Raw genomic sequence first — 16032 nt, 5'->3', positions numbered from 1 at the left:
GGCCGGGCCGGCCTGTCGGACCCCGCCCGTAGCCTCCCGTCCGGTCGAGTCCCGGGAGGACGGCATGGCGCGGATGCGGGTGGCGGTGGCGACGTGCCGGACGGCGCCGCAGCTCGACGAGGACGGGCCGCTGCTCCTGGCCGCCCTGGACGCCGCGGGGGCCGACGCCGTCCCCGCCGTGTGGGACGACCCAGGCGTCGACTGGGCGGCGTTCGACGGGGTGCTGGTGCGCAGCACCTGGGACTACCCGCTCCGCCGGGACGCCTTCGTGTCCTGGGCCCGCACCTGCCCGCCGACGGTCAACCCGGCCGGGGTGCTGGCCTGGAACACCGACAAGCGCTACCTGCGCGACCTGGCGGGCGCCGGGGTGCCGACCGTCCCCACGGTCTTCCTGGAACCGGGGGAGACGTCGGCGGGCCCCGCGGGCGCCGGGGACGTCGTCGTGAAGCCCGCCGTCAGTGGCAGCGCCGCCGACACCGGGCGCTTCGGCAGCCTGGCCGACCCGGAGGCGACGGCCCTCGTCGCGGCGCTGCACGCGCAGGGCCGGACGGTGATGGTGCAGCCCTACCTGCCCGGCATCGACACCGCCGGTGAGACGAGCATGGTGTTCCTGGCCGGCGAGTTCTCCCACGCCGTCCGCCGGGAGCCGCTGCTCGCCGGCGCGGGGGTGCGCCGCCCGGTCGTGGTCGCCGACGTCCTCGGCACGGTGCGGCCGGTCGAGCCCGACGCCGCCCAGCTGACGGTCGCCCGGGCCGCCCTCGGTGCGGTGCCCGGCGGCCGCGGCGCGCTGTCCTACGCGCGCGTCGACGTCATCCCGGGGGACGCCGGCCCCGTCCTGCTCGAGCTCGAGGTCACCGACTGCTTCCTGTTCCTCGCGTCGGCGGCCCCACACGCCCGCGCGCAGCTGGCCGAGCACGTGCTCGGCCGGCTGCGCGCGGGGAGGGGGGAGCGGCTCAGCCGGTGAAGAGGGTGAGCGCCGTCTTGACCGTCTGGTACAGGCCGTAGGCCAGCGGCACGCCGACCAGCGTCCACGCGAAGGCGATCAGCCCGGTCGGGGTGTGCACCGGCCGCTGCCCGTCGGCCGACTGCTCCTTCGAGATCGACGTGCTCATCGGACGGCGCTCCGTTCCGGGGTCGGGGTGGCGGCGCCGGAGGCGTCGCGGTGCGGCTCGTGCCACTTGCTGTCGACCGGCCGCACCAGCAGGTTCGCCACGAACCCGACGGCGAGCAGGCCGACCATGATGAACAGCGCCGGCCGGTAGTTGGCCGCGACCAGGCTGCCCGGCTCACCCTGGGTGTCGAGGACGCTGTTGACGATCAGCGGCCCGGCCACACCGGCCGCCGCCCACGCGGTGAGCAGCCGGCCGTGGATGGCGCCCACCTGGTAGGTGCCGAACAGGTCGCGCAGGTAGGCCGGGATGGTGGCGAACCCGCCGCCGTAGAACGAGATGATCACCGCGGCGAGCAGCACGAACAGCCAGGTGGCGCTGCTGCCGATGGTCGCCAGGGCGATGTACAGCACCAGGCCGACGCCCAGGTAGACCATGTAGATCGGCTTGCGGCCGATGTAGTCCGACGTCGAGGACCAGACGAACCGGCCGGCCATGTTGAACAGCGACAGGACGCCGACGAAGCCCGCGGCCGCGGTGGCGGCGACCGTGGAGGTGTCCCCGTCGCGGAAGAAGTCCTGGATCATCGGGCTGGCCTGCTCGAGGATCCCGATGCCCGCGGTGACGTTGCAGAACAGCACGGTCCACAGCAGCCAGAACTGCGGGGTCTTGACGGCGTTGCGCGCCGAGACGCTCTCGGTGGTGACGAGCGCCTTCTGCTTGACCGTCGAGGGGTCGAAGCCGTCGGGCTTCCAGCCCTCGGCCGGCACCCGCACGATGAAGGCGCCGAACATCATGAAGACCAGGTAGAGCGCGGCGAAGGTGAAGAAGAGCGCCGCGACGGCCTCGCCGTTGGGCACCGTGCCGGCCGTGCCGTCGTAGCTGGGGTCGTACCAGCTCATGAGTTGGCGGGACAGCGGCGAGGCGATGAGCGCGCCACCGCCGAAGCCCATGATCGCCATGCCGGTGGCCAGGCCCGGCCGGTCGGGGAACCACTTGATCAGCGTGGACACCGGCGAGATGTAGCCGATGCCCAGGCCGATGCCGCCCAGCACGCCGTAACCGAGGTACAGCAGCCACAGCTGGCCGGTCTCGATGCCCAGGCCGCCGACCAGGAAGCCGGACACCCAGAAGCACGCCGAGGTGAACATCGCGGCGCGGGGGCCGTTCCTGTCCACCCACGTGCCGAACAGCGCGGCCGACAGGCCGAGCATCACGATGGCGATCGAGAAGACGATGCCGATCGCCGTCTGCGAGACCGCGAAGTGGTCGACCAGGGCGTTCTTGTAGACGCTGGTGGCGTACGCCTGGCCGATGCACAGGTGCACCGCCAGCGCCGCGGGCGGGATGAGCCACCGGTTGAATCCGGGGCGGGCGACGATGCGCTCGCGCCGCAGGAAGCCGGGTAGCGCCACGGGGGACCTCCGCTCGGCGGGGCCGGGCGGCCCTGTTGGCAGGAAAACAGTGACGAACGCTACGTCCCCCTCCGGGAACCCGCGCGTCGAGCGTGACCGGACCGTTGCGCGGCATCCCGTCCCGCGCGACCGGACGACGGCCGGGGCGCCGCCTCTAGGCTCGGCGCATGGCCTACGAGGTGAGGGGCGTCGTCGCCCGCAGCAAGGGAGCACCGGTCAGCGTCGAGACGGTCCTGGTGCCCGACCCGGGCCCGGGCGAGGCCGTCGTCGACGTGCAGGCCTGCGGGGTCTGCCACACCGACCTGCACTACCGCGAGGGCGGCATCAACGACGAGTTCCCGTTCCTGCTCGGCCACGAGGCCGCCGGGACCGTGGCGGCCGTCGGTGAGGGCGTCACCAACGTGGCCGTCGGCGACTTCGTCGTCCTCAACTGGCGCGCCGTGTGCGGGCAGTGCCGCGCCTGCCTCAAGGGCCAGCCGCACTACTGCTTCGACACCCACAACGCCGCGCAGAAGATGACGCTGGCCGACGGCACCGAGCTGTCCCCGGCGCTGGGCATCGGCGCGTTCGTGGAGAAGACGCTCGTCCACTCCGGCCAGTGCACGAAGGTCGACCCGGAGACCCCGGCCACCGCCGCGGGCCTGCTCGGCTGCGGCGTCATGGCCGGCGTGGGCGCGGCCATCAACACCGGTGGGGTGCAGCGCGGGGAGTCCGTCGCGGTCTTCGGCTGCGGCGGCGTCGGCGACGCCGCGATCGCCGGGGCGAAGCTGGCCGGGGCGACGACGATCGTCGCCGTCGACGTCGACGACCGGAAGCTCGAGTGGGCGCGGCAGTTCGGCGCCACGCACACCGTCAACTCCCGGTCCACCGACGCCGTCGAGGCGATCAAGGGGTTCACGAACGGGTTCGGCGTCGACGTCGCCATCGACGCCGTCGGCCGCCCCGAGGTCTTCGAGCAGGCCTTCTACGCCCGCGACCTCGCCGGCCGCGTCGTCCTGGTGGGGGTCCCCACCCCGGACATGCAGCTGACACTGCCGATGATCGAGCTGTTCGGCCGCGGCGGGGCGCTCAAGTCCAGCTGGTACGGCGACTGCCTGCCCAGCCGCGACTTTCCGATGCTCGCCGACCTGTACCGGCAGGGCCGCTTCCCGCTGGCCGACTTCGTCACCGAGACCGTCGGCCTCGACGACGTCGAGGCGGCCTTCGAGAAGATGCACCGCGGCGAGGTCCTGCGCTCGGTCGTCGTCCTCTGATGGGCGCCCGCATCGAGAAGGCCGTCGTCTCCGGCGTCTTCAGCCTCGACGGCCAGGACTTCGACGTCGACAACAACGTCTGGCTCGTCGGTGACGACGACGAGGTGCTGGTCATCGACGCCCCGCACCGCGCCGAGCCGATCGTCGAGGCCGTCGGCGGGCGGAAGGTGACCGCGATCGTGCTCACCCACGGGCACAACGACCACATCACCGCCGCCGTCGACCTGCGCGAGGCCACCGGCGCGCCGATCTGGTTCCACCCCGCCGACACGATGCTGTGGGACGTGGTCCACCCCGGGGCGCGCCCGGACGAGGCGCTGGGGGAGGGCACCCGCTTCCGGGTGGCCGGCACGACGCTGAGCGCGCTGCACACCCCGGGTCACTCGCCGGGCAGCACCTGCCTGCACGCCCCGGACCTGGCCGCCGTCTTCAGCGGCGACACGCTGTTCTCCGGCGGGCCCGGCGCCACGGGCCGCAGCTTCAGCGACCACCCGACGATCGTGCGGTCCATCCGCGCCAAGCTGCTCACCCTGCACGGCGACACGGTCGTGCACACCGGGCACGGCGAGGACACCCGGATCTCCGCGGAGATCAGCACGGTCTCCTGACCGGCACGGTCTCCTGGGTCGGCCGGACCGGCCGGGGTTCAGCCCCGGCCGGTCCCGCCGTCGCCCTCCGCGGACGGCGGTCGCACGGTGGGCTCCTCCGCCGGCCTGGGTGCCTGCTCCGCGGGAGCCGTGCGCTCGAGGCGCTGCCGGATGGCGGCGACGTTGAGCGCGAGGTCCTCCAGCGCCTCGACGGCGCGGGTGGCGAGCGCGAAGGTCAGGTTCTCGCGGCGCTCCTCGGGGCTGGGCTCCCGGCGGCGCTCGCGGGTCGCGCGGCCCCACGGGTCGTCGTCGCGCGGGTCGTCCGCGCGCGGCTGGTCGAACAGCCCGCGGAGCATCCGCTGGGCCATCTCCAGGAACTCCTGCGGGTCGGGCCGGTCACTGGCCATGACGCCTCCTCGGGTCGTGCCCCCGACAACGCCCCGCACCCCCGCCGCAGTTCCGTCCGCGCCGGACCGCCGGGTGGCGCGCCCCACCCGGCGGGAGGGGCCGCTGCCGGTAGGCTGGGCTGTGTGCCTCGCGGTGACGGACGGCTGACGCACGCCCTCGACCCCCATGCCCCCGGCCCCCAGGACGCCTGTGGCGTCTTCGGTGTCTGGGCGCCGGGGGAGGAGGTCGCCAAGCTGACCTACTTCGGCCTGTACGCCCTCCAGCACCGCGGTCAGGAGGCAGCGGGCATCGCCGTCTCCGACGGCGCCTCGGTCGTCGTCTACAAGGACCTCGGGCTGGTCAGCCAGGTCTTCGACGAGTCGACCCTGGGCAGCCTGCGCGGCCACCTCGCCGTCGGCCACACCCGGTACTCGACCACCGGCGCGTCCACCTGGGAGAACGCCCAGCCGACGTTCCGGACCACCGACGCCGGCACGGGCCTCGCCCTGTGCCACAACGGCAACCTGGTGAACACCGAGGAGCTGGCCGGCCGGGCCGCCGACGCCGGCGTCCCCGGCGCCTTCGCCGCCAGCACCGACTCCGACCTCGTCACCTCCCTGATCGCCGCCCGCCCCGACATGAGCGTCGAGGCCGCGGCCATGGAGGTGCTCCCGCAGCTGCGCGGCGCCTTCAGCCTCACCTTCATGGACGAGGACACGCTCTACGCCGCCCGCGACCCGCAGGGCGTGCGCCCGCTGGTCCTCGGCCGCCTCGAGCGCGGCTGGGTCGTGGCCAGCGAGACCGCCGCCCTCGACATCGTCGGCGCCTCCGTGGTCCGCGAGGTGGAGCCCGGCGAGCTGATCGCCATCGACGGGAACGGCCTGCGCAGCCAGCACTTCGCCCCGGCCGAGCCCAAGGGCTGCGTCTTCGAGTACGTCTACCTCGCCCGCCCCGACACCACGATCAGCGGCCGCGGCGTGCACGCCGCCCGCGTCGAGATCGGCCGGCGGCTGGCGAAGGAGCACCCGGCCGACGCCGACCTGGTCATCCCGGTGCCGGAGTCCGGCACGCCGGCCGCCGTCGGGTACGCCGAGGCCAGCGGCATCCCCTACGGCCTGGGCCTGGTCAAGAACTCCTACGTCGGCCGCACCTTCATCCAGCCGTCGCAGACCATCCGGCAGCTCGGCATCCGGCTCAAGCTCAACCCGCTGCGCGACGTCATCCGCGGCAAGCGGCTGGTCGTCGTCGACGACTCCATCGTGCGCGGCAACACCCAGCGCGCGCTGATCCGCATGCTGCGCGAGGCCGGCGCCATCGAGGTGCACGTGCGCATCTCCAGCCCGCCGGTGAAGTGGCCGTGCTTCTACGGCATCGACTTCGCCAGCCGCGCCGAGCTGGTCGCCAACGGGCTCGACGTCGACGGCGTCCGCGCCTCGATCAACGCCGACTCGCTGGGCTACGTCTCCGAGCAGGGCCTGATCGCGGCCACCGAGCAGCCGGCCAACCGGCTGTGCACCGCCTGCTTCACCGGCACCTACCCGATCCCGCTGGGGGAGCCGGGGGTGCTCGGCAAGCACGTGCTCGAGGGGATCGGCCGCACGCCGATGCCGCGCGTCGACGAGCCCGGGCGCTCCGTCAGCGGCTGGACCGGCCAGCAGGCCGGCAGCCCGGCGGTGTCCGGCGGCGCCGACGACGCCCTCCGCCGCCCGTGAGCGCAGGCCCCGGGGGCTTCACCTACGCCGCCTCCGGCGTCGACATCGACGCCGGCGAGCGCGCCGTCACCCTGATGCGCACGGCGGTCGAGCGGACCCGCCGCCCCGAGGTGGTCGGCGGCCTCGGCGGGTTCGCCGGGCTCTTCGCCCTCGACACCACCCGCTACCGCCGGCCGCTGCTGGCCTCCTCCACCGACGGCGTCGGCACGAAGATCGCCCTGGCCCGGCAGCTGGACCGGCACGACACCGTGGGCATCGACCTGGTCGCGATGGTCGTCGACGACCTGGTGGCCTGCGGCGCCGAGCCGCTGTTCCTCCAGGACTACGTGGCCTGCGGGAAGGTCGTCCCCGAGCGCATCGCCGCGATCGTCACCGGCATCGCCGCCGGCTGCGAGCTCGCCGGCGCGTCGCTGGTGGGCGGGGAGACCGCCGAGCACGGCGACCTCATGGACGCCGACGAGTACGACCTCGCCGCCACCGCGGTGGGCGTCGTCGAGGCCGACGGCGTGCTCGGGCCCGAGCGGGTGCGCGACGGCGACGTCGTCGTCGCGATGGCCTCCAGCGGGTTCCACTCCAACGGCTACTCGCTGGTCCGCCGGGTGGTGTCGGCCGCCGGGCTCGACCTCGCCGCCACCCCCGCCGGCCTCGACCGCCCGCTGGGCGACGTGCTGCTGGAGCCCACGCGGATCTACGCGCTCGACTGCCTGGCGCTCGTGGACGAGCTCGGCGCCGACGGCGTGCACGCGTTCGCGCACATCACCGGCGGCGGGCTGGCCGGCAACACCGCGCGGGTGGTCCCCGACGGGCTGGAGGCCGTGCTCGACCGCGGCACCTGGGCGCTGCCGGCGGCCGTGACCCTGCTCGAGGAGCACGGGGTGCCCCGCGCGGAGTCCGAGCGGGCCTTCAACTGCGGCGTCGGCATGGTCGCCGCCGTCGCCGCCGAGGCCGCCGACCGCGCGGTCGCCCTGCTCACCGCGCGCGGCGTCCCCGCGTGGGTGGCCGGCACCGTCGGCGCCGGGGGGACCGGCGCGCGGCTGGAGGGCTCCTACCGCTGACCCGGTCCCCGGGCGCAGCGCGCACCGCCGTCCCTCGCGGGACGGCGGTGCAGCGTGCTCAGCGAACCGGCGGGACGCCGACCGTCAGCGACTGGCCGCCCAGTCGTCGTCGGCGTCGTCGTCCGCCCATCGGTCGACGAACTCGTCGTCGTCGTCATCGTCGTCGTCCTTCGCCGCCGGAGCGGTGTAGGTCGACGGAGAACCGGCCAGCTCGCGCTGGAGCGCGGAGAGGTCGGTGTTGGGTGAGCTGTACTTGAGCTCACGGGCCACGCGCGTCTGCTTGGCCTTCGCTCGGCCGCGCCCCATCGGCTCGACCCCCTCATAACGGAGAACGGGAGCCCAGCTCACGGGCTGGACGGCCCGCGTGGCGACCCCGACTGAGTGAACTGTGTCCCGAGCAAGACTACGACACGGACGGGACTCGGGCACGGGTCCTCCCTCCTCCGTCCCCCGACCGGGGCCGTGGTAGTGGACACGTCCGCCCGGGGTCAGCGCGGCAGGCGGATGGTGGCCAGCCGGCCGACCGCGGCGATCCGCTCCTCGGCGAGCCGGTCGGCCGCCACGGCGGGGGAGACGCCCTCGGCCTCGGCGGCCGCGAACACCCGCAGGGCGACGTCGAAGATCCCCGCCGCCTTCGCCTCGGCGCGGGCGAAGGAGAAGCCGTGCCGCTCGTCCTCGACCTGGATGACGCCGCCGGCGTTGACCAGGTAGTCGGGGGCGTACAGGACGCCCCGCTCGACCAGCTGCGCGGCGATGCCGTCGTGGGCGAGCTGGTTGTTCGCCCCGCCGCAGACGATCTCGGCGCCGAGCACGGCCACCGTCTCGTCGTCGAGCGCGCCGCCGAGGGCGCACGGCGCGTAGACGTCGGCCGGGGTGCGCACCAGGGCGGCGGTGTCGGCGGCCACCTGGACGCCGGGGTGGCGGGCGCGGACGCGCGCGACGGCGTCGGGGTCGACGTCGGTGACGACGACGTCGGCGCCGTCGGCCACGAGCCGGTCCACCAGCCAGCTGCCGACCTTGCCGACGCCGGCCACGGCGACGGTGCGCCCGGCGAGCGTGGGCGTGCCCCAGCGGTGCTGGGCGGCCGCGCGCATGCCCTGGAAGACGCCGAACGCGGTGAGCACCGAGGAGTCGCCGCAGCCGCCGTACACCTCGGAGCGGCCGTGGGCGAAGCGCGTCTCGCGGGCCACCGTGTCGAGGTCGGCGTTCGTGGTGCCCACGTCGCAGGCGGTCAGGTAGCGCCCGCCCAGCGACTCGACGAAGCGGCCGTAGGCGCGCAGCAGCGCCTCGGTCTTGTCGGTGCGCGGGTCGCCGATGATGACGGCCTTGCCGCCGCCGAGGTCGAGCCCGGCCAGGCTGTTCTTGTAGGCCATCGCGCTCGCGAGCCGCAGTGCGTCGGCCACCGCCTCGTCCTCGGAGGCGTACGGGTGGAACCGCGTGCCGCCGAGCGCGGGGCCCAGCGCGGTCGAGGCGATGGCGATCACCGCCCGCAGGCCGGAGCCCGGGTCGGAGCAGAAGACCACCTGTTCAGCGCCGGAGGCGAGGACGTCCACGGCGGCGAGCCTAGACGCGCGGGACGCGGCGGAACGGGGCCGTCCGGCACCGGGGGAGCGGCGGTGCGGGTGTCGACAAGCGGCGGGAGGAGGGGTGGTGACCGCACCCCCTCGTCACGATGTGGCACCCGTGCCGCGTGTTGTTCGTGTGACGCACGGTGACGGCGCGACGCTTCTGCCGTTCCTCCGTCCCTCTTCCCCAGGGAGTGCTCGATGCTGCAGTGCCGTTCCGGCCGGCGGCCCCCCGGTCGCGCTGCCCGCGCGCGGCGGCGGGGCCTGCGGGTCGCGCTGGCCGGCCTGCTGACCGGCGCCGTCCTCGTCGGCGGTGCGGGTCCGGCGCTGGCCGTGCCCGCGCCCCCGCCCAACCCCACCGACGGGCAGCTCGCCGACGCCCGGGCCACCCAGGAGGCCGCGGCCGCGGAGGTCGGCCGGCTGCAGGCCGAGGTCGCCCTCGCCCAGACCGAACTCGACCGCCTCGCGGTGCAGGCGGAGGCCGCCGGCGTCGCCTACGAGGCGGCCGAGGAGGCGCTCGCGCTGGCCCAGGCCGCCGCCGACCAGGCGGCCGCGGACCTGCGGGCCGCCGCCGAGGCCGTGGAGGCCGCGATCGGGCGCATCGGCGGCTTCGCGCGCGACAGCTACGTCAACGGCGCCACCCTGACCACCGCCGCCGCGCTGCTGGACTCCGCGGGCCCGGGCGAGCTCGTGCAGCGCGCCGCGATGCTGGAGTACGTCGCCGACACGCAGGTCGACGTCCTCGAGGAGCTCGAGGTCGCCCGCGTCCGGCAGGCCAACGCCGAGTCCTCGGCCCGGGTGACCCGCGACCAGATGGCCGAGGCGGAGGAGCAGGCGGCGTCGGCCAAGGCCGCCGCGGACGCGCAGGTGGCCGCCCAGCGGGGCGCCGTCGCCACGGCCCAGGCCGACAAGGCGGCGCTCGACCAGCAGCTGCAGGCGGCGCAGATCCAGCTGCTGCAGCTGCAGGGCGCCCGCGACGCCTACGCCGAGTGGCAGCGGCAGAAGGCCGCCGAGGAGGCCGCCGCCGCCGCGGCCGCCGCCCGGGCCGCGCAGGAGGCCGCCGCCGCGGCCGCCGCCGCCCGGAGCGCCTCCTCCGGGACGGCCGGCGCCGTCAGCGGGTCCGGCTACGTCAAGCCGACCTCCGGGCGGACGTCGAGCTGCTTCGGCTGGCGCTGGGGCACCCTGCACGGCGGCGTCGACATCGCCGCACCCATCGGCACGCCGGTCTACGCCGCCACCTCGGGCACCGTCACCCGCACCGGCCCGGCCACCGGCTTCGGCCTGGCCATCTACATCACCGGCGACGACGGCGCGGTCACCGTCTACGGCCACGTCAACGCCGAGTTCGTCCGGCCCGGCGAGCGGGTGCGCGCCGGCGAGCTGATCGCCGAGGTGGGCAACCGCGGCCAGTCCACCGGCCCGCACCTGCACTTCGAGGTGCACCCCTCGGGCCGGCTGCACGCCGGCCAGGTGGACCCGGTCCCGTGGCTGCGCGCCCGCGGCGTGAGCATCAGCGGCTGCTGAGCCACCGCGCGTACGACGACGGCCCGCCCCCTGCAGGAGGGGACGGGCCGTCGTCGCGTTCGGGGGAGAGGGGTGGTCCTCCGTCAGGTGGTGGGAGCCGCCTCGCCGCAGTTGGCGGTGCCGAACTCCTGCACCGCGGTGCCGTCGGGGCCGCTGGCGACGCCGAGGAAGTCCTGGGCGGCGGTCTGCAGCTGGCTCTGACCCTCGGGGGTGGCGAGGTCGACGCCGTTGGCGGTGTCGGCGAACCGCTGCACGCCGTCACCCAGGACCTGCCAGGAGGAGGCGATCTCCGCCGGCGGCTGGACGCTGTCGAACGCCGCGGCGGCCTGCTGCAGCAGGCCCGGCAGCTGCTCGGGGGAGGCGGCGGAGAGCTGGTTGCCCAGCTCGGTGAACTGGGCGACCTGGGTGCAGAAGGCGGCGACGGCGGGGTCGTCGCTCGTGGAGCTCGGGGCCGCGCTGCTGGTCTGCGAGGCCGACGACGACGAGCTGGTGCTGCTGCTCGACGACGACGCGGAGTCGGAGGAGCCCTCGTCCGACCCACCGCAGGCGGTCAGGACGGCCGCGGCGGCGACCGCCAGGGCGGAGCGGGACAGGAGGGTCAGGGAACGCATGTGCGGAGGCTAGCCGCCGGGCGGCGCCCGTCGCGGGCGCTGCGGCTAGCGTGCCGGGCGTGCGCGCCCCGGCAGACCCCCGTGTCACATGGGACCTCCCCGCCCCCGGCGCCATGCCGCGGACGGCCGACCTCGAGCCGCTGGTCACCCGCGTGCTGGCGCCCAACGCGTCGGGCATGACCCTCGACGGCACGAACACCTACGTCGTGGGCGCGCCGGGCAGCGGGCAGGCGGTGCTGGTCGACCCGGGCCCGGACGACCCGGCGCACCTGGCCGCCGTCGAGGAGGCGCTGGCCGCCCGCGACGCCCGCTGCGTCGCCGTCCTGGTCACCCACCACCACGGCGACCACGCCGAGGCCGCGCTGCCGTGGGGCGACCGGTTCGGCGCGCAGGTGGCCGCCGCCGACGCCGCGGTGGCCGGCCCGCGCGGCCGGGTCCTCGAGCCGGGGGAGCGCCTGGCGCTGGCCGGCACCGCGATCGGCGTCGTCGGCACCCCGGGGCACACCGCCGACCACCTGGCGTTCCGGCTGGAGTCCGGCGCGGTGCTGGTCGGCGACCACGTGCTCGGCCGCGGCACGTCGGTGGTCACCCACCCCGAGGGCGACGTCGTCGCCTACCTGGAGTCGCTGCGCCGGGTGCACGACCTGGGCCCCAGCGCGCTGTACTGCGGGCACGGCCCGGAGCTCACCGAGGACCCGGGCGCCGTCCTGGACTTCTACCTGGCCCACCGCGCCTTCCGCGAGTCGCAGCTGCTCGCCGCGCTGGTCCGCGGCGCCGGGACGGTCGACGCGCTGGTGGCCGACGTCTACGCCGAGGTGCCGCGGGCGCTGTGGCCGGCGGCCGCGCAGTCGACCCGGGCGACGCTGGCCAAGCTCGACGCCGAGGGGCACGTGGTCGTCGACGGCGACCGGGTGCGCCTGCCGTGACCGCCGTCGTGCGGGCCGCCGACGGCGAGCGCGACCAGCGCCGGGCCGCGGCGGCGCTGCGCTCGGCCGGCCTGCGCCCCGGCGACCGGCTGCTGGTGTCCGCGGCGGCCTCCCCGGCGCTGCTCGCCGTCGTCCTCGGGGCCCTGCGCAGCGGGGTCGTGCCCGTGGTGCTCGACCCGGCGCTGCCCGCCGCCGAGCGCGCGGCGCTGGCCGCCGACGCCGACTGCGCGCTCGACGTGGCCGGCGCGCCGGAGCGGCTGCTCGGCGACGACGAGGCCGACCTCGCCGACGTGCCCCTCGCCCGGCCCATGCACTACACGTCGGGCACCACCGGCCGGCGCAAGGGCGTGTGGTCCGGCGTCCTCGCCGAGGACGACGCCCGTGCCCTGGCCGCCGAGGAGATCGACCTCTGGGGCTTCACCGCCGGCGACCGCCACCTGGTGCTCTCCCCGCTGCACCACTCCGCGCCGCTGCGCTTCGCGGTGCACACCCTGCTGGCCGGCGGCGAGGTGCTGCTGCCCGGCCCGTTCGACGCCGCCCGGGCCGCCGCGGCGATCACCGCGCTCGCCCCGACGACGACCTTCTGCGTCCCCACGCACCTGCGCCGGCTCGTGGCGCGCGACGACGTCGACTGGTCCTCCTTCCGCCGGCTCGTGCACGCCGGCGCCCCCTGCCCGGAGCCGCTCAAGCGGGCGGTCCTCGACGCGCTGCCGGCGGGCAGCGTCTGGGAGTTCTACGGCTCCACCGAGGCCCAGTTCACCGTGTGCGCGCCCGGGGACTGGCTGGCGCACCCCGGCAGCGTCGGGCGGGCCCGGCCGGGCCGGCGCCTGGAGACCGACGAGCGCGGCCAGCTGTGGTGCGCGGTGCCGCGGTGGGCCCGCTTCGAGTACTGGCGGGCGCCGGACAAGACCGCCGCCGCCTGGCGCGGCGACCGGGTGACCGTCGGCGACCTCGGCCGGGTCGACGCCGACGGCACCGTCTGGCTCGACGGCCGCCGCGAGGACCTGGTCATCTCCGGCGGCGTCAACGTCTACCCGGCGGAGGTCGAGGCTGTCCTCGACGCCCACCCGGACGTCGTCGAGAGCGCCGTGGTCGGCGTCCCCGACGAGGACTGGGGCCAGCGGGTGGTCGCCGCCTACGTGGGCACCGCCGACCCCGCCGAGCTCGGCGCGTGGGCCCGCGAGCGGCTGGCGCCGGCCAAGCGGCCCAAGAGCCTGCACCCGGTGGGCGAGCTGCCGCGCACGTCCACCGGGAAGGTGCGCCGGCTGGACCTGCCGGAGGCCCTCGGCCTGTGAGCTGGGACGTCGTGGTGGTGGGCGCGGGCTCCTCCGGCTGCGCCCTGGCCGCCCGCCTGGCCGACGCCGGCCGCCGGGTGCTGCTGCTGGAGGCCGGCGCCGACCACCCGCGCCCGGCCGACTTCCCGCCCGAGCTGCGCGACGCCGCCACCCTCGGCGCCACGGTGCCGGGGCACCCGGCCAACTGGTCGTTCACGACCGAGCTCGTGCCGGGCAGGCGGGCGCCGCTGCCGCGCGGGCGCGGGGTGGGCGGGTCCAGCGCCGTCAACGGCGGCTACTTCGTCCGCGCCACCCCCGCCGACCACGCCGGCTGGGCCGCCGCGGGCAACGACCTGTGGAGCCTGGCGGCCTGCCTGCCGGCCTGGTGCCGCCTGGAGGACGACCGGCAGTACGGCGACCGGCCCGGGCACGGCTCCGGCGGGCCGCTTCCGGTCACCCGGCCGGCCGGCGGCGGCCCGCTCGCCGACGCCCTCGCCGCCGCGGCGGCCGAGCTCGGCGTGCCGTCGGAGCCGGACAAGAACGCCGGTGGCCCGCCCGGGTACGGCCCGGTGCCCTTCACCGTCGACGGCGGCGTGCGGGTCAACACGGCCATGGCCTACCTCTCGCCGCGCCGCGGGTCGCCGCTGCTGACCGTGCGCGGCGGCGTGCGGGTGCGGCGGGTGCTGCTCGAGCGGGGCCGCGCGGTCGGCGTCGACACCGACGCCGGGGCGGTCCGCGCCGCGGAGGTGGTGCTGGCGGCCGGCGCCGTCGGCACGCCGCACCTGCTCCTGCGATCGGGCATCGGCCCGGCGGCGGACCTGCGGGCCGCCGGGGTCGGCGTCGCCGTCGACGCGCCCGGCGTGGGGGCCGGCCTGTCCGACCACCCGCTCGTCTACCTGCCCTGGGTGCCGGTGGCCGGCCTGCCCGAGGAGGACTGGCCGCTGCCCCTGCACTCGGTGCTGCACGCGACGTCGTCGGACTCCCCGGTGCCCGGCGACCTGGAGGTGCTGCCCTGGCTGCGGCCGTGGGGCCGGGTCGTGCCCGGGGGCGGCGGGGACGACGTCACGCTGTCGCTGGCCGCCGGCCTCTACCGCGGTGAGAGCCGCGGCCGGCTCGCGCTCGCCTCGGCCGACCCGGCGGCCGCGCCGCGGATCGAGCACCGCTACCTCGCCACGGCCGCCGACCGGCGGCGGCTGCGCGAGGCGGTGCGGCTGGCCGGCGCCCTGCTGCGCAGCCGGGCCCTCGCCCCGCTGGTGGAGGCCCGCCCCGGCCCGGACGACGCCGTCCTGGCCGACGACGACGCCCTCGACGGCTGGGTCCGCGCCGCGCTGGCGACCGCGGTGCACCTGACCGGCGGCGCGCGGATGGGCCCGGACGGCGACCCCGGCGCCGTCGTCGACCAGCACCTGCGGGTGCGCGGCGTCGAGGGGCTGCGGGTCGCGGACACCTCGGTGCTCCCGGAGGTGCCCACCCGCGGGCCGGCCGCCAGCGCCGTCATGGTCGGCGAGCGGGCCGCCGAGCTCCTGACGGGGCAGGCCTGACCCCGGTGCGACCGGGGTCACACCGCCGCTAACGTCCCGGTGCTCGCCCGGCGCCGGTGCCGGGCGCCATCGCGCGAGGAGCACCCGTGCCCCAGGTCCAGACCGTCAAGGGCCCCGTCGACACCGCCGAGCTCGGCCCGACGCTCATGCACGAGCACGTGTTCGTGCTGAACGCCGACGTGCAGCAGAACTACCCCGAGGAGTGGGGCAGCGAGGACGACCGCGTCGCCGACGCGGTGCAGAAGCTGGGGAAGCTGGCCGGGACCGGCGTGCGCACCATCGTCGACCCGACCGTGATCGGCCTCGGCCGCTACATCCCGCGCATCCAGCGGATCGCCGAGCAGGTGGACCTCAACATCGTCGTCGCCACCGGCTGCTACACCTACGACGACGTCCCGTTCTTCTTCCACTACCGCGGCCCGGCGCTCGACGCGGCGGTCGGCGCGAAGGTGCCCGACCCGATGGTCGACATGTTCGTCGGCGACATCCGCGACGGGATCGCGGGCACGGGGGTGCGGGCGGCCTTCCTCAAGTGCGCCATCGACCACCAGGGCCTGACCCCGGGGGTGGAGCGGGTCATGCGCGCCGTGGCCGGGGCGCACCGCGCCACCGGCGCCCCGATCACCGTGCACACGCACCCGGGGAGCCGGCAGGGCCTGGCGGTCCAGCGGGTGTTCGACGACGAGGGCGTGGACCCGCGCAGGGTGGTGCTCGGCCACAGCGGCGACACCACCGACGCCGACCACCTGACCGAGCTGGCCGAGGCCGGCTTCGTCCTCGGCATGGACCGCTTCGGGATCAACCTGGACACGACGTTCGAGGCGCGCGCCGACATCGTCGTGGAGATGTGCCGCCGCGGCTTCGCCGGCCAGATGGTCCTCTCGCAGGACGCCTCCTGCTACATCGACTGGCTGGCCCCCGGCGTCATGGACCTGCTGCCGCAGTGGCACTACACGCACATCCACGAGGACGTGCTCCCCTACCTGCGCGAGCACGGGGTGACCGAGGAGCAGATCACCACGATGCTGGTCGACGTCCCGCGCCGGTACTTCGAGAACGTGGGGGCGTACTGA

Annotated in this window: 16 protein-coding genes; 10 read left to right on the top strand and 6 right to left on the bottom strand. The window is 76.0% G+C overall.

Translation table 11 applies throughout. From position 1 onward, the window contains the following. Window positions 1–64 precede the first annotated feature (64 nt). Complete coding sequence (locus ACI78R_RS01590) at window positions 65–964, top strand: ATP-grasp domain-containing protein (RefSeq protein ID WP_457039423.1); 900 nt, start codon at window positions 65–67, stop codon at window positions 962–964. Here the strand turns inward: ACI78R_RS01590 and ACI78R_RS01585 are convergent. After that, window positions 954–1112, bottom strand: a complete 159-nt coding sequence (locus tag ACI78R_RS01585; protein ID WP_175562888.1) for an MFS transporter small subunit — start codon at window positions 1110–1112, stop codon at window positions 954–956. The two genes, ACI78R_RS01590 and ACI78R_RS01585, sit on opposite strands and share 11 nt — an antisense overlap. Further along, entirely contained in the window at window positions 1109–2524 is a 1416-nt protein-coding gene (locus tag ACI78R_RS01580) for an L-lactate MFS transporter (RefSeq protein ID WP_073421082.1), read from the bottom strand. Before ACI78R_RS01580 ends, ACI78R_RS01585 begins: the two co-directional genes overlap by 4 nt. 167 nt (window positions 2525–2691) lie before the next feature. Between ACI78R_RS01580 and ACI78R_RS01575 the strand changes: the two genes are divergently transcribed. Beyond that, on the top strand, window positions 2692–3777 hold the full coding sequence (locus ACI78R_RS01575) for an S-(hydroxymethyl)mycothiol dehydrogenase (protein ID WP_073421084.1): 1086 nt from the start codon (window positions 2692–2694) through the stop codon (window positions 3775–3777). Continuing rightward, window positions 3777–4385: an MBL fold metallo-hydrolase gene (locus ACI78R_RS01570; protein WP_457039422.1), complete on the top strand. Its 609-nt coding sequence runs from the start codon at window positions 3777–3779 to the stop codon at window positions 4383–4385. The genes ACI78R_RS01575 and ACI78R_RS01570 overlap by 1 nt, the downstream gene beginning before the upstream one ends. A 38-nt stretch (window positions 4386–4423) precedes the next feature. Here the strand turns inward: ACI78R_RS01570 and ACI78R_RS01565 are convergent, their stop codons facing one another. Beyond that, window positions 4424–4771 carry a hypothetical protein gene (locus ACI78R_RS01565; RefSeq protein WP_457039421.1) on the bottom strand — a complete coding sequence of 116 codons (348 nt, stop codon included), beginning with the start codon at window positions 4769–4771 and terminating at the stop codon, window positions 4424–4426. Between the two features lie 123 nt (window positions 4772–4894). Between ACI78R_RS01565 and purF the strand changes: the two genes are divergently transcribed. After that, complete coding sequence (gene purF, locus ACI78R_RS01560; protein ID WP_073421090.1) at window positions 4895–6463, top strand: amidophosphoribosyltransferase; 1569 nt, start codon at window positions 4895–4897, stop codon at window positions 6461–6463. After that, window positions 6460–7518, top strand: coding sequence for a phosphoribosylformylglycinamidine cyclo-ligase (gene purM / locus ACI78R_RS01555; protein ID WP_457039420.1), 1059 nt, complete (start codon window positions 6460–6462; stop codon window positions 7516–7518). Before purF ends, purM begins: the two co-directional genes overlap by 4 nt. A gap of 84 nt (window positions 7519–7602) precedes the next feature. Here the strand turns inward: purM and ACI78R_RS01550 are convergent, their stop codons facing one another. Beyond that, the gene (locus ACI78R_RS01550; RefSeq protein WP_073421094.1) at window positions 7603–7824 is read right to left on the bottom strand and encodes a DUF3073 domain-containing protein; all 222 of its coding nucleotides are present in this window, start codon (window positions 7822–7824) and stop codon (window positions 7603–7605) included. Window positions 7825–8006: 182 nt separating this feature from the next. Further along, window positions 8007–9071, bottom strand: a complete 1065-nt coding sequence (locus tag ACI78R_RS01545; RefSeq protein WP_457039419.1) for a Glu/Leu/Phe/Val family dehydrogenase — start codon at window positions 9069–9071, stop codon at window positions 8007–8009. A 213-nt stretch (window positions 9072–9284) separates the two neighbouring features. Between ACI78R_RS01545 and ACI78R_RS01540 the strand changes: the two genes are divergently transcribed. Then, window positions 9285–10607 carry a M23 family metallopeptidase gene (locus tag ACI78R_RS01540; protein WP_457039418.1) on the top strand — a complete coding sequence of 441 codons (1323 nt, stop codon included), beginning with the start codon at window positions 9285–9287 and terminating at the stop codon, window positions 10605–10607. A gap of 83 nt (window positions 10608–10690) precedes the next feature. Here the strand turns inward: ACI78R_RS01540 and ACI78R_RS01535 are convergent, their stop codons facing one another. Continuing rightward, entirely contained in the window at window positions 10691–11218 is a 528-nt protein-coding gene (locus ACI78R_RS01535) for a hypothetical protein (RefSeq protein WP_073421100.1), read from the bottom strand. Window positions 11219–11277: 59 nt separating this feature from the next. Between ACI78R_RS01535 and ACI78R_RS01530 the strand changes: the two genes are divergently transcribed. From ACI78R_RS01530 to ACI78R_RS01515, 4 genes are all read left to right on the top strand, one after another. Then, window positions 11278–12144 (top strand): MBL fold metallo-hydrolase, encoded by an 867-nt coding sequence (locus ACI78R_RS01530; RefSeq protein ID WP_457039417.1) that lies wholly within the window; start codon window positions 11278–11280, stop codon window positions 12142–12144. Beyond that, complete coding sequence (locus tag ACI78R_RS01525) at window positions 12141–13439, top strand: class I adenylate-forming enzyme family protein (protein ID WP_457039416.1); 1299 nt, start codon at window positions 12141–12143, stop codon at window positions 13437–13439. Before ACI78R_RS01530 ends, ACI78R_RS01525 begins: the two co-directional genes overlap by 4 nt. Further along, entirely contained in the window at window positions 13436–14959 is a 1524-nt protein-coding gene (gene mftG / locus ACI78R_RS01520; RefSeq protein ID WP_457039415.1) for a mycofactocin dehydrogenase MftG, read from the top strand. Before ACI78R_RS01525 ends, mftG begins: the two co-directional genes overlap by 4 nt. Before the next feature lie 86 nt (window positions 14960–15045). Further along, a complete protein-coding gene (locus ACI78R_RS01515) occupies window positions 15046–16032 on the top strand; it encodes a phosphotriesterase family protein (RefSeq protein ID WP_336030980.1) in 987 nt (328 codons plus the stop codon).

This window comes from Geodermatophilus sp. SYSU D01106 (genome assembly GCF_054049995.1).
Note: the sequence above shows the minus strand (reverse complement) of the source record. Positions and strands in the feature narration are given on the sequence as shown.